This window comes from bacterium (genome assembly GCA_035530055.1).
In the GTDB taxonomy this organism is placed as follows: domain Bacteria; phylum UBA6262; class WVXT01; order WVXT01; family WVXT01; genus WVXT01.
Genome location: DATKVN010000098.1, coordinates 1 through 13,775 on the forward strand (window position 1 = coordinate 1; position 13,775 = coordinate 13,775).

The following is a 13,775-nucleotide window of genomic DNA, read 5'->3' on the forward strand; positions in this document are numbered from 1 at the left end:
ATATACTTTTATGTTTGACCTGGCAAGGAGTAAAGCGAAAGGAGAGAATGTTGTAGAGAGAGAACCCTTGCAGGGCAAGCGGTTCACTTATTTATCTTTTTGTAGTAGTCTGGGAGCATTAAGCTGGCGACCGTTATCCAGTTTTAGAGAAGAAGATAAACCACCCTACTCCGAGCGAGAGATTAATATTAGTAAATACACGCTGTCCTTCTCTATTCCCTATAGTCCAAAGGTTTCTTTCGGGATGAATATAAGCTATCTACATGGCTCGCTGGGAATTGCTCAAGAGGTCCCTTCACCTCAGGCAAACATCTCTACAGGAAATGGGTGGGGTTTAGATTGGGGAATAATTTACACTTATTCACCATCGCTCAAGATGGGAATTTCCCTGGAGAATAGTCCTGCTTACATTTACTGGAGTGATTACCATTCCGACCCATTGCCATTAAATCTCAGAGTAGGTATGGGGATAAACATGGCAGAATTTTTGACTTTTGCTTCCGATTTTGAGCAGAGATTCTATGCAAGAAAGAACGGTGGTCGGAACTCACTGGCAGTTTATCACCTGGGCCTGGAGTATATTCTTCCTCGCAATATTTTTCTCCGCCTGGGAATGTTTGGTGAGAATTTTAGTGAAAAGAGGAAAGTAAATTATACCTGGGGGCTTGGTTTTATCGAAGGTATGTATATTTTAGATTTTTCCCTTAAGAAATATTATCTCGATGGTATCGGGTCTCCTGTTTATAGTTATCTCTGTTCTTTGAGTCTACCTTTTTGAATTGGTAATGACTTCAGGCGGATTTTGCGACTTTACCTGCAGTAATGCATTGGGTACATACGTAGGCTTTCTTTTTTTTTCCATTTAGAATTATGTTCACTTTTTGCAAATTGGGTCTAAATTTCCGTCTTGTTTTGTGGTGGGAGTGACTGATGTTGGAACCGGTACGCACAGATTTACCGCAGATTACACATTTCTTAGGCAATTGTCTCCTCCTGTAAAATTTTAATTAGTTTAGCAAAATATAAAAATAATTGCAAGAATATTTTAGTATCAGAAGCACAAAAAATCTTTTGTAGTTAAAAAGACAGATTGTTCGTCTCTGGCAATTTTTTTAATGCTGCGGGAGCCATCTCGGCCGGGAAGAAAGGATGTAAGGGCTGACGGCTCTGTCAGCCCTTTTAATGGACAGACACGGCGGTCTGTCCCTACAGGATGAAAAAGCCCGCATGCACGGCATTTATCATGAAAGATTTGAATATGTCTGTTCAGTTCTTAAAGGGTGTGGGCCCCGAAAGAGCAAGAATATTGAAGAAGATTGGCATTGAGACAGTAGGAGACCTCATTACTTATTTTCCTTTCCGGCATGAAGATCGCTCCCATTTGAAGCTCTTTGCACAAATCACCCCTGGAGAAGAAGCCACTGTCCTGGCAGTAGTTAGTGAGCATAAGATTACATTTACCAGAGGTGGAAGGCCCCTTCTGAAAATTCTCCTTGAAGACGGCAGTGGCAAGGCAACGATGGTCTGCTTTAACCAGCTCTACTTGAAAGATTCCCTGCCTCCCGGCACTTCAGTTGTTCTACACGGTAAATTTGAACGCACCTTTCGCGATTTACAGATTACCAATTTTACCTACGAGAAACTGGCAGGAGAAGAAGACGACTTAATTCACACTAAGAGAATTGTTCCCATATATCAAGTTACCTCAAAGTTAAATTTACGTTTCTTAAGGACACTGATTAAGAGAGCGCTCGATTCATACCTTTCCTATTTAAGAGAGACTCTGTCCGAAACTATCCTCAGAGAATATAACCTGATGCTTTATCAACAAGCTGTGTATAATATACACTTTCCCTCCACCCGGGAGAAGGGAGAGGATGCCCGGAGAAGACTTATATTCGAGGAGTTTTTCTTCTGGGAATTGGCTATGGCATTAAGAAGGCGACAGGTGAAGGTTATAAACAAGAATAGGAAATATCAGTTGAGAAAAAATCTTTTAACAGCCTTCAAAGAGAAACTACCTTTCGATTTTACTTCTGCTCAGAAAAGAGTAATCAGAGAAATTTTTAATGACCTTATGTCACCCAAGCCAATGAATAGGCTCCTCCAGGGAGATGTGGGAAGTGGTAAGACAGTAGTGGCTCTGGCAGCTATCCTCTTAGTTGTGGAGAATGGCTATCAAGCTGCAGTGATGGCTCCTACTGAAATTCTGGCTGAACAACATTATCTGACTTTGCGTCAGATGCTGGAAGGTTTACAAGTCAAAGTGGAATTGGCTACAGGGAAAATGGGACAGAAGAAGAAGAGAGAGGTTTACCAGAGAATTGTCCGGGGAGAATCTCAGATAATTATCGGCACGCACGCATTAATTGAGGAGGGGGTCAAATTTTCCAATTTAGCTCTGGCGGTCATTGACGAACAGCATAAGTTTGGAGTTGTGCAGAGGGCGAGGTTGAGGAAGAAGGGGGAAAACCTGGATATCCTGGTAATGACAGCCACGCCAATACCTCGCACACTAACCTTAACAGTTTACGGAGACCTGGACGTTTCTATAATCGATCAATTACCTCCGGGAAGGAGAAAAGTCCTCACCCAGAGGCTTTCTGAGGAAGAAGCTTATCAGATGGTTATTGATGGGGTAAGAAAGGGACAGCAGGCTTACATTGTCTATCCCATAATTAATGAATCGGATAAGTTGGAATTACGCGCTGCAGTGAAAATGGCAGAGAGACTGATGGCTACTGTGTTTAAAGATTTGAGAGTTGGTCTCCTGCACGGACAGATGAAAAGTGACGAGAAAGAACAGGTGATGATGAAATTTTTGAACAGGGAATTTGATATTTTAATTACTACCACTATAATTGAGGTAGGTATCGATGTGGCCAATGCCTGTTTGATGGTTATTGAGCACAGTGAAAGGTTTGGGTTGGCTACTCTACACCAATTACGGGGGAGGGTGGGGAGAGGCACTGAACAGTCCCTTTGCATTTTACTCGGACAAACTAAGACGGAGGAAGCAAAAAAGAGAGCACAGATTATGTTGGAAACTAACGATGGATTTCGCATTGCCGAAGAGGACTTGAGATTACGCGGTGGTGGGGAATTCTTTGGCACTCAACAGCACGGACTTCCTGAATTTAAAATTGGTAACATTGTTTTTGACCAGCGTGAATTAGAACTGGCACGCCAGGCAGCCTTTCATCTGATTAGTAGAGACCCTGTTCTAACTCTTCCGGAAAACGGAGTAATTAAGCAAAAGTTTAGAGAGAAATTTAAAGAAAAATTCGGCCTGGCAAGTGTGGGATAATTAGTTTAGCACAGATTGAATCTGTGCCTACTGTCATCCTGAACTTGTTTTCTCTGTCATCCTGAACTTGTTTTCTCTGTCATCCTGAACTTGTTTCAGGATCTTTTCCCTCTCAAGAGATGCCGAAACGAGTTCGGCATGACATTACTTTACCAGTCCCGACAAGTCGAGATACTCTTACCTGACATCTGTAGGCACAATTTTCCCGATTGAAAATCGGGATGCAGAAGGAGTAAAGAGATGAAAAAGAAGGGAATTGCTGTTTATCCAGGGAGTTTTGATCCGGTTACCAATGGACACATCGACGTAATAAAAAGGGCAGTTCGGTTATTTGACCGGGTAATAGTAGCAGTGATTGAAAATCCCACTAAGAAGACACTATTTTCAGTGGATGAACGAATGGAGATGCTGAGAGCTGTAACCAGAGGACTCTCAGGAGTGGTGGTCTCCCATTTCGATAGGTTATTAGTCGACTACATGAAGAAGAAGAGAGCAAACATTATCCTCAGGGGACTACGGGCAGTGTCTGACTTTGAATACGAGTTTCAAATGGCATTAACCAACCGCAAGTTAGCACCAGACATAGAAACAGTGTTCCTTATGCCGGCAGAGGCGTATACTTATTTGAGTTCAAGTATAGTCAAAGAAGTAGTTAGACTGAATGGCAGTGTAAAGGGATTCGTTCCTCGACAAATTGAGGCACGCTTGAGAAGAAAGCTGTTGACAAAGTGAAAACGCCGTGGTATACTAAAAATTAGTCAGTTTACTTTAACTTTTTTTGAATTAGAGAGGATTTACGAGAGTTATGGCTAAGGGTCCGGCAATAAAAAAGAAATTAGGTGACTTATTAGTAGAAGTAGGGATAATTACCGCCGAACAATTGCAAGAAGCTTTAGAGGAAGGAAAAATCAGGGGAGGCAGGCTGGGCGAGACTCTCATGGAATTGGGCTATATTACTGAGGATGTTTTATTAGCTTTTCTGGGTAAACAGTGCGGTGTATCTTACGTTAGCCTATCCGAATATGGAGAGATTGACGATGAAGTCATTAAGAGTGTCCCCGAGAGCATTGCCAGGCATCAGACCCTAATTCCCATTGCCCTGGAGGGGAAGACCCTCATCATAGCTATGAGTGACCCCTTAAATGTTTTTGCCATTGACGATCTGAGACTAATGACCGGGAGAGAAATTAGCGTAGTGATTGCATCAGAAACTGAGATTAAGAGTGCTATTGAGAAGTATTATGGAGCTAAAAGCTCTATGGAAGATATCGTGAAAGAGATGGAACTCTCAGTAAAAGATGAGGGAAATGTAGAGGTAGTAAAAAAGACCGATACCGGAGGAGATGATATAATTGCTCTGGAGGCAGCTGGAGAAGAGGCGCCAATAATTAAGATTGTTAATCTTCTGTTGACTGCAGCTGTCAAATCAGGAGCTTCGGACGTCCATATCGAGCCTTATGAGAAGACCCTCAGGGTGCGTTATCGAATCGATGGGGTTTTACACGAAGTCTCTTCTCCGCCTAAAAAATTGCAGAATGCGGTTGTTTCCCGGTTAAAGATTATGGCTTCACTGGACATTGCTGAGCGTCGCTTGCCCCAGGATGGTAGAATTAAGATTAGAGCGGTAAATAAAGAAATTGACCTGAGGGTTTCTGTTCTACCTACCTCCTTTGGTGAGAAAGTGGTTATGCGTATTCTGGATGCTTCTTCTTTGTGTCTCGATTTGACTAAGCTGGGATTTGAACCAGATGCTCTTTCCATTTATAAGAAAAATATCGAAGTGCCTTATGGAATCATCCTGGTTACAGGACCAACTGGTTCTGGTAAATCTACCACTCTCTATTCTACCTTAAGCACTCTTAATTATCCTGACCGTAATATCATTACTATAGAAGACCCTGTTGAATATGTCCTGCAAGGTATCAACCAGGTGCAGGCAAAAGCAGACATTGGTTTAACTTTTGCTGCAGGGCTTAGGTCATTTTTGCGTCAGGACCCGGATATAATTATGGTTGGTGAAATCAGAGATACTGAGACTGCTGAGATTGCTATTAATGCCGCACTAACAGGACACTTAGTATTTTCAACTCTGCACACCAACGATGCTCCAGGTGCTATGACCCGTTTGAATAATATGGGTATTGAACCCTTCCTGACCACTTCCACAGTAATTATGGTTGTTGCTCAAAGATTAATTAGAGTAATCTGTAAACATTGTAAAGAGTCCTATGAGGTTCCCACCGATTTCCTTTCAAGTATTGGAGTTAAAGAGGAAGAGATAAAAAGTAAAAAGAAAGTGACGCTCTATCGGGGCAAGGGATGCGATAACTGCAGTAACACCGGTTACCGGGGACGAATAGCGTGCTTTGAAGTCATGGAAATTAGTGATGATGTAAAGGATCTTGTCTTAAACAGGGAATCCACGCATTTAATCAAGTCAAAAGCGAGAAAGAATGGCATGCTAACTTTGCGAGAGGGTTCCATCAGGAAACTTTTGACAGGCGTAACCACAGTTGAAGAGGTAATGAGGGTTACCTTTGCTGATGTGGAATAACACGGCACTGTAAACAGTGCCCAACTGAATCGGTCCATGCATCTGGAGTCCTCCCGAAAGGGAGGAATAACCTTGCTTTCGCAAGGACTCCAGAACTTTTTGGAGTCCTCCCGAAAGGGAGGAGTAACCTTGCTTTCGCAAGGACTCCAGCCTATTCTTCGGGCGCCCTTTAGGGTGCCGATAAAGGAGTAATTAATGATATCTATTGATGAATTACTTCAATTAATGATGGAGAAGGGAGCATCTGATTTACACTTAACAGTAGATGTTCCACCTACTTTGAGGATTGACGGAGAACTTGTCCCCACAGAATATGAGAAGCTTCAGGAAGACCAATGTCAAAGATTAGTCTATAGCCTGTTAACCGATAAACATAAAGAGAGATTTGAATCTACAAACGAGCTTGACCTGTCCTTTGGAATCAAAAACGTAGGACGTGTTCGAATGAACGTGTTCAGGCAACGAGGGGTAGTGGCAGCATCTCTGAGAGCAATACCCAACTATTTTATGACTTTCGAGGAACTGGGACTGCCGTTAGCAGTTTTTGATGCGGTTAAATTGCCTGTCGGCTTGGTGTTAGTAACGGGGCCCACTGGCTGTGGTAAGACGACAACCCTTGCTTCAATGATGAATTACATTAATGAGCATCGCAGTGGACACATTGTTACAGTTGAGGATCCCATCGAGTACGTTCATCCCCACAAGAATTGTATAGTTAGCCAGAGAGAGATAGGTAGTGATACTTCCTCCTTTGGCCTGGCGCTAAAGCATTTATTTCGTCAAGACCCAAATTTCATCCTGGTCGGCGAAATGCGCGACCTGGAAACTATCTCTTCTACGCTAACAATCGCTGAGACAGGCCATCTGGTATTTGCCACTCTGCACACAACAGATGCCACCCAATCAATTAATAGAATCATAGATGTTTTTCCCCCATACCAGCAACCGCAAATTCGTTCTCAGTTATCGTTTGTCTTGCAAGCGGTTTTCTGTCAGAGATTACTTCCCAGGGCAAGTGGCAAAGGGAGATGTCTGGCAGTGGAAGTTTTAAGGGTTACTCCGGGTATCAGGAATATGATCAGGGAAGAGAAGACGGAGCAGATTCCTTCAGCTATGCAGGCAGGAGGAAAATTCGGAATGCAGACAATGAACTGGAGCCTCTACGACCTTTACACGCGTAGACAAATTACTTATGCCCAGGCATTGGCAGAGAGCCCGGATGTCGATGATTTAAAGAGAATCTGCAAGAAGGAAGAGGGTGTAGTGGCGGGGATGAAAAATAAAGGGTTGAGGTGAGTAAGAAATGGCACTATTCGGTTATAAAGTCAGGAGCCCACAGGGAAATGTTTTGACCGGAACAATAGAAGCGAGAGAACAGAGGATGGTTATCGATCGCCTCAGACACCAGAGGTTTATCGTTTTAGAAATCGGAGAAATTAAGAAGAGTGCTTCCAAAGACCTTCTGGATAGTATAAACTTCTTGAAAAAAAGAGTAAAACAAAAAGACCTCGTTCTATTTAGCCGGCAGCTATCTACACTGATTGGAGCTGGTGTGCCCATTGTTCAGGGTTTAACAATCCTTGTGGAACAGATAGAAAATCCGGCTTTCAAAAAAGTTATCACCAGTGTGCGGGAAGATATTGAATCAGGAACATCGATTACTGAAGCTCTCAGCAGGCACCCTACAGTGTTCAGTGAGTTGTATGTGAATATGGTGAAGTCTGGAGAACTTGGTGGTATCCTGGATATTATTCTGGAGAGGCTCTCAGCCTACCAGGAATCTGCCGCCGCATTGCGAGGTAAGATTAAATCAGCAATGGTCTATCCAGCAGTGATTGCCCTTGTTGCCGGCGGCGTTACTGCATTCTTGATGATAGTGGTTGTCCCTATGTTTGTCAAAATATTTCAACAGGTTGGTGCTGAGTTGCCACTTCCTACCCAGATACTGCTTGCGGTTAGTAATTTTCTCAAACGTTATATTATCTTTTTAATCATTGGGCTTATTGCTTTTGTTGTGGGTCTAAGACAATACTATAAGACAGAGGCAGGGAGTATGTATATAGACAGGTTGTTGCTCAGGCTTCCCCTTTTCGGTTCACTCTTAAGAAAGGTAGCTGTAGCTAAGTTTACCAGGACTTTCGGGACGCTGGTTAAGAGTGGCGTGCCCATACTTCAGGCCTTAGAGACTGTGGCCAAGACTTCAGGAAATAGAGTTGTTGAAAAGGCTGTCCTGCAAGCGAAGGATGCTATTCGGGAAGGAGAGAGAATATCCGACCCCTTAAAAGCAAGTGGTGTCTTTCCGCCAATGGTAACCCAGATGATTTCAGTGGGCGAGGAGACAGGTAACCTGGATGCGATGTTAGCGAAGATTGCCGAGTTTTATGAGCAGGAAGTGGATGCTGCTGTTTCCGGTCTAACTTCCTTGATTGAGCCAGTAGTTGTTGTGTTTATGGGTGTTATCATTGGCGCTATTGCCATTGCTATGTATATGCCTATGTTCCAGCTCGGTGCTCTGGTTGGCAGGTAAAATAGTTTATAGACAAGGGAAAGGTCTGGACTCCTCCCGAAAGGGAGGCTCGGCATGGTGAATCGGCCCTCGCTGCATTGGAGTAGCACCGCTTGAGGTGCGTTAACGCGAAACAAGTTTCGCTACTCCAAATAACTGGAGTAGGTAAGCTTTGCTTCCTATTAATTCTATATGCAATTTAAATTTTCATTAAATTTCATAAACTGGTTGACAGCCGGGGAAAATTGTGGTAACATCATATATTAGCGAAAAGGCACTCTAAAGAGTGCCCCCGATACTTATCGGGGTCGCCCTTCAGGGTGACGAAAAAAAGGAGGTGATATAGAGTGTTGAGATTTCATAGGAAGAGTAAAGGATTTACCTTGATTGAGTTGATGATTGTGGTGGCAATTATTGGTATTCTGGCGGCAATCGCCATCCCCAGATTTGCTAACTTGATTGACCGAGCCAGGGAGGCGAGGACCCAGGGTAACCTCGGTTCCATCAGGTCGGCAATGGCTATCTGCTATGGTGCGACAGATGGTACCTGGCCAGCCACAGTAGCTGCTCTGGCTGTCGTTGCAGTTCCGGGTCCCTACTTAGACGTGGTTCCCACGGTTCTGCTTCCTGGTGCCATGGGCCATGTGGAGAATAATGCCGAGGTAGTTGTTGCTGGCGATACTGGGAGTTGGTTCTACAACGGTGCTGCCGCTGTTGGAGGAGTGGTAAACGTTGATTGCGTCCACGCCGATTCCGGAGGAGACTTAGTCAATACCTGGTAATCCTTTGCACTGTATAGGTTGATGTGTCAATTAAGGAAATTAGACAAATTGGCATGATAATTGGTAAGTAATTAATTGGCCATCAACCTATTTTTTATTATCTAATGGTGGCAATAAGAACAGAAAATCTGACGAAAATCTATATAAGAAAACACCTCTTTAGCTCAAAGAAAACAAATGCCTTAGAGAATCTAAATCTCGAAATCGAAGACAGAAAAGTTTTCGGGCTTTTGGGACTGAATGGTTCAGGAAAGACAACCTTACTTAAGCTTCTGGTAGGCTTGCTCTTTCCCACAAAAGGTTCTGTCTATATTTTTGAGCAGAAATTCCCCCACCTATCTCTACTCTCCAGAATCGGTTATCTCCCCGAATTTCCCTGTTTCCTTATGTATCTTACGGCAAGCGAGATACTCCATTTTTATGGTAAGCTTTATGGCCTTTCTACAAAAGAAAGAGAGAAGAAGGTAGAGGAGACATTAGATTTGGTAGACCTTAAGGAGAACAGGAACGACCGTTTAGCCGACTTCTCCAAAGGAATGCTGGAAAGGATAGGTATGGCTCAGGTTCTTCTCCACGACCCGGAACTTTTGCTACTGGATGAGCCCACTTCCGGACTCGACCCCCTGGGAATTAAGAAAATGCGCCAGACAATTCTGAGGTTAAAAGAGGAAGGGAAAACAATACTTTTGAGTTCACATTTCGTTACCGAGGTAGAAAGAGTCTGCGACCAGGCAGGAATTCTACATAAGGGAAAATTGAAAAGAGTAGTGGAGATGAGAGAACTGGAAAGTAGCCTGGAAGACCTTTTTACAGAGACTGTCTCTGAGGATGTATAGTGAAGAAGATATTTGCAATTGCAGAATATACGGTTAAAGAGAACATCAGGCATAAGGTTTTCTATACTATTCTTCTATTTGCTCTCGTGGTCATAGTTAGTTCTGTTCTCTTCTCCATGCTTTCGCCAGAAGAAGAGACCAGGGTAATCTTGGATATCGGTCTGGGTGCAATTGAAATATTCGCTTTCTTGAGTGCTATTTTTGCAGCAGTTGGTCTGGTGTTGGGGGAGATGGAAAATAAGAGCGTCTCTCTCATTCTGACAAGACCGGTGAGGCGCTTCGAATATATCTGGGGGCGCTATTCTGGCATTCTTTCTATCTCCTTGTTCAATATTCTGTTAATGTCCTCTGGGCTCCTGTTTCTTCTATTCATTAAGGGCTGGAGTTTCGACTTCAGGTTCTTACTGGCAGTAACTTTTATTTTCCTTAAAGTGGTAATTATAAGTGCTTTGGCAATTCTTATCTCTCTGATTTCCACTTCAGCAATTTCCAGCATCTCTGTGACTTTCTTCTTATGGGTTCTCGGTCATGTTACTGACCATTTGAAATATCTAAATCACGTATTGCTGGAAGAAGGAGTTAAAATCACAATATTTCTAAAAGCAATCTACTATCTTTTGCCCAATTTTCAATACTTAAATGTTAAAGATTACATAGGTTACCCGAATCCCTTAGTGGGAACTACTATTTTCTGGCAGGTAGCCTATAGTTTAGCTTATGCCAGCGTAGCCATCTGGCTTTCAGTTCTCGTCTTCTCCCGAAAAGAATTCTGATAGTTTATAATAGGGTGGATTCCTTGCGAAAGCAAGGTTATTCCTCCCTTTCGGGAGGACTCCAGAGTATAGACTGACCTGAAGAGGAAAAAATGAAGAAATCTATTTCTTTCCTTATTCTGATTTTGCCTCTCTTGGGCTTATCTATTTTCACTCAGTACCAGGTTGAGAGGAGATTTGAATTTCCTCTGCCATCGATAGTAGAGATTAAGCCTTCTTCTTTTATCTATTTCTGGGGGAGCTTGCTCGGTCTTCGTCGACTTTCTTCCGATTTAGCCTGGATAAGACTCCTGCAGTATTACGGGACTTTAGAAAAAGAGGAACACGTTCACCACCTGGACCATTGTGAGAGAGGGGAGTATGAGGAGCTACTTCCCATGTGTCAGGAGGTGGTTCGGTTTGACCCTTATTTCCATTATGCGTATCTATTCGGTGGTGGCTGTCTTGCCTTTAATCACCAGCGATACGATGAGGCCATCGAGCTTCTTCAAGAAGGAGTCAAAAATAATCCTAAATTCTGGAGATTCCGTCTTTACATAGCAGCAATTGTTTATACTAAGACCAAAGAGTATGATAAAGTTGTTCCTCTTCTGGAGGAGGCGATTAGATACAGAGACTGCCCGGAAGTAGTTAAGATTTTTCTCGCCAATATCTATAAGGCTAAAGGAGAATATGTAAAAGCAATAGCTATCTGGGAAAATATTCTTGCTACCAGCAGGGATGAGTGGACGAGATCAGCAGCAGAAAGTCATCTAAAAGAGATGGAAATTCCCCGTTAGAAATCTTGCCCCGTTTAGAGATAAATCTCTAACGGGGTGAAGGAGCTTTGAGGTTTTATTATTCTATTTTATCATTTTCATTTTAGGTTTGGGATTTGGCAGTTTTGCCAATGTGTGCATCTATCGCCTACCCCGAGGAGAGTCGATAATCCGGCCAGGCTCGCACTGTCCTAAGTGTGGAAAGCAAATTAAGTGGTATGACAATATACCATTAATAAGTTATGCTCTTCTCGGAGGAAGATGTCGTTACTGTGGGGAAAAGATATCTCTCCAGTATCCTTTGATAGAGCTAATAACGGCATTTCTCTTCCTTCTTACCTATCAGAAGTTTCAAGGCGCCCCTGTCACAATGGTAATTTTCCTTCTTTTAGTATTGTCCTTGATTATCGTTTCTACAATAGACCTTCAAACCTATACCATCCCAAATAGATTCACCTATTCATTAATTATTCTCGGCCTGTTTTCTTCACCTTTCAATTCCTTTCTCAGAGAGTATAATGGAATAATAATAAGTAGCTCCAAACAGTTGTCTCTCATTGTCTCTTCTTTTCTGGGACTCCTTGTAGGCGGCGGGATACTCTATTTGATTGCCTTATTAGGGAGAAAGATGTTTAAAAGAGAGGCTATGGGAGGTGGAGATATAAAGTTAATCTCCGGAGTAGGTGCTTTCCTGGGAGCGGGCAATGTACTCTGGGTAATATTTTTAGCAAGTCTCCTGGGTGCGGTAACCGGGGGTGCGTTGAGAATTACTGGTAAATATAAAAAATTTCAGGAAATTGCTTTTGGAACCTATATTTCTTTGGGGACAGTATTGGTTTTTCTGTTCCAGCCAGGACTTAATCGTATTTACCTTAACTTAATTTCTATCTGTAAATGAGAGAGCTCTGGAAATAGGATAAGGAGTAGCAGACCTTGGTCTGCGTTTTGGAGTGTCAAACGAAAGAAAAGGAGTAGCAGACCTTGGTCTGCGTTAAGTTAAGCTTTACACTCCAAGAGTTTGTCTGGAGTGTCAAACGAGTAGGGGTTCGATTTATCGAACCTATCCGGGCGGGCTCAATAAATTGAGCCCCTCCAGGAAAGTTGTTGACAATTATTGTCTTTCTAGTATATAATTAAGAAAAATAGGGGAAAAGATGGGACTATTCAGTGGTGGTAAAGAATTAGTAGGTATAGACGTTGGGACTCACTCCATTAAGCTCGTGGGATTGAAAGGAACCCCTGCCAGATGGAGTCTGGCTAAGTATGCCATTAGTGAAATTCCTGCGGGCTCTATCGAAGAGCTTTCTCCTGAAGAGAGAAAGGCAGTAATGACTTCTGCTCTAAAGAATATGCTCTCCACTACAAAAATAAGGACAAAAAAGGTTGCCTCTTCGGTTTCTGGAAATGCGGTAATTGTTCGTTATGTGAAATTTCCCCGAATGAGCCCTTCCGATTTGGAAAAGACCATCCAATTTGAAGCTGAACCTTACATTCCATTTGACATTCGTGAAGTCAATATAAGCACCCACATATTAGGCGACATTATGGAAGAAGGACAACCAAAAATGGAGACAGTTCTGGTGGGAGCGAAAAAGGAGCTTTTGCAAGAACGGTCGGAGATTATCGAGGGTGCGGGGTTAAAGCTTTTAATAATAGACGTAGATGCGTTTGCTTTAGAAAATGCTTATGAAATTACCAGAGATAAAGAACGTGCAGAGACAGTGATGTTGCTCAATCTGGGAGCGACAACATCCAATATTAATATTCTCGAAAATGGCATTTCAAAAATTGTGCGGGATATATTTATTGCTGGCAATAGTTTTACCAGGGCAATTCAGAGGAATTTGCAAGTCGAGTATTCAGAAGCAGAAAATCTAAAAAGGAAATATGGCTTGACTTTAACGGGCGCAGAAGAAGAATTGGAAAGTATAGCTGCCAAAGATGAAACAAAAGTCCAGGTTTCCACTATCCTGATGCCACTTATCCGTGAACTTGTGGGAGAGGTTCGCAGGTCAATCGATTATTACCAGGCGCAGACCGGGGGAGAAAAGAGCGTAGACAGGATTATGCTAAGTGGTGGTAGTTCGAAGTTAAATAACCTGGATAGATTTTTGAGTGATGAACTCGGGTTGCCGGTAGATATAAATAATCCTTTCCGGGGAATAGATACAGCAAGAATTTCTGGTACAGATTGGCAGGAGCTGGCTCCTTTATTTGCTGTGGCTGTAGGGCTGGCTACCAGGCGCGAAGGGGACACCA

13 protein-coding genes are annotated in these 13,775 nt (G+C 42.8%); 12 read left to right on the forward strand and 1 reads right to left on the reverse strand.

What is annotated here, in order from left to right; all coding sequences use genetic code 11:
• On the forward strand, positions 1-778 hold a 778-nt coding region (locus VMW39_07710), incomplete at its 5' end, for a hypothetical protein (GenBank protein HUW23901.1).
• A 13-nt stretch (positions 779-791) separates the two neighbouring features.
• Here the strand turns inward: VMW39_07710 and rpmB are convergent.
• Positions 792-983 (reverse strand): 50S ribosomal protein L28, encoded by a 192-nt coding sequence (rpmB, locus tag VMW39_07715; protein ID HUW23902.1) that lies wholly within the window; start codon positions 981-983, stop codon positions 792-794.
• Positions 984-1,213: 230 nt separating this feature from the next.
• Here rpmB and recG point away from each other — a divergent pair, with 230 nt between their 5' ends.
• The 11 genes from recG to pilM all read left to right on the forward strand — a co-directional run.
• Positions 1,214-3,307 carry an ATP-dependent DNA helicase RecG gene (recG, locus tag VMW39_07720; protein ID HUW23903.1) on the forward strand — a complete coding sequence of 698 codons (2,094 nt, stop codon included), beginning with the start codon at positions 1,214-1,216 and terminating at the stop codon, positions 3,305-3,307.
• A gap of 240 nt (positions 3,308-3,547) precedes the next feature.
• Positions 3,548-4,039, forward strand: a complete 492-nt coding sequence (gene coaD / locus VMW39_07725) for a pantetheine-phosphate adenylyltransferase (protein ID HUW23904.1) — start codon at positions 3,548-3,550, stop codon at positions 4,037-4,039.
• Between the two features lie 73 nt (positions 4,040-4,112).
• Positions 4,113-5,861, forward strand: coding sequence for a type IV-A pilus assembly ATPase PilB (pilB, locus tag VMW39_07730; GenBank protein HUW23905.1), 1,749 nt, complete (start codon positions 4,113-4,115; stop codon positions 5,859-5,861).
• Positions 5,862-6,056: 195 nt separating this feature from the next.
• A complete protein-coding gene (locus VMW39_07735; protein HUW23906.1) occupies positions 6,057-7,157 on the forward strand; it encodes a type IV pilus twitching motility protein PilT in 1,101 nt (366 codons plus the stop codon).
• A 7-nt stretch (positions 7,158-7,164) separates the two neighbouring features.
• Positions 7,165-8,388: a type II secretion system F family protein gene (locus VMW39_07740; protein HUW23907.1), complete on the forward strand. Its 1,224-nt coding sequence runs from the start codon at positions 7,165-7,167 to the stop codon at positions 8,386-8,388.
• Between the two features lie 326 nt (positions 8,389-8,714).
• Positions 8,715-9,149 (forward strand): type II secretion system protein, encoded by a 435-nt coding sequence (locus VMW39_07745; GenBank protein ID HUW23908.1) that lies wholly within the window; start codon positions 8,715-8,717, stop codon positions 9,147-9,149.
• Between the two features lie 104 nt (positions 9,150-9,253).
• Entirely contained in the window at positions 9,254-9,985 is a 732-nt protein-coding gene (locus VMW39_07750) for an ABC transporter ATP-binding protein (protein ID HUW23909.1), read from the forward strand.
• Positions 9,985-10,758 carry a hypothetical protein gene (locus VMW39_07755; GenBank protein ID HUW23910.1) on the forward strand — a complete coding sequence of 258 codons (774 nt, stop codon included), beginning with the start codon at positions 9,985-9,987 and terminating at the stop codon, positions 10,756-10,758. The genes VMW39_07750 and VMW39_07755 overlap by 1 nt, the downstream gene beginning before the upstream one ends.
• Before the next feature lie 92 nt (positions 10,759-10,850).
• Positions 10,851-11,537, forward strand: coding sequence for a tetratricopeptide repeat protein (locus VMW39_07760; GenBank protein ID HUW23911.1), 687 nt, complete (start codon positions 10,851-10,853; stop codon positions 11,535-11,537).
• An 88-nt stretch (positions 11,538-11,625) separates the two neighbouring features.
• Positions 11,626-12,414 carry a prepilin peptidase gene (locus tag VMW39_07765; GenBank protein HUW23912.1) on the forward strand — a complete coding sequence of 263 codons (789 nt, stop codon included), beginning with the start codon at positions 11,626-11,628 and terminating at the stop codon, positions 12,412-12,414.
• Positions 12,415-12,670: 256 nt separating this feature from the next.
• Positions 12,671-13,775 (forward strand): type IV pilus assembly protein PilM (pilM, locus tag VMW39_07770; GenBank protein ID HUW23913.1); only part of this gene is annotated, 1,105 nt, incomplete at its 3' end.

Bases quoted from the DNA above. Each gene is read 5' to 3' on its own strand.
- recG (HUW23903.1), top strand. From the start codon at position 1,214: ATGAAAAAGCCCGCATGCACGGCATTTATCATGAAAGATTTGAATATG.
- coaD (HUW23904.1), top strand. From the start codon at position 3,548: ATGAAAAAGAAGGGAATTGCTGTTTATCCAGGGAGTTTTGATCCGGTT.
- pilB (HUW23905.1), top strand. From the start codon at position 4,113: ATGGCTAAGGGTCCGGCAATAAAAAAGAAATTAGGTGACTTATTAGTA.
- VMW39_07735 (HUW23906.1), top strand. From the start codon at position 6,057: ATGATATCTATTGATGAATTACTTCAATTAATGATGGAGAAGGGAGCA.
- VMW39_07740 (HUW23907.1), top strand. From the start codon at position 7,165: ATGGCACTATTCGGTTATAAAGTCAGGAGCCCACAGGGAAATGTTTTG.
- VMW39_07750 (HUW23909.1), top strand. From the start codon at position 9,254: ATGGTGGCAATAAGAACAGAAAATCTGACGAAAATCTATATAAGAAAA.
- VMW39_07760 (HUW23911.1), top strand. From the start codon at position 10,851: ATGAAGAAATCTATTTCTTTCCTTATTCTGATTTTGCCTCTCTTGGGC.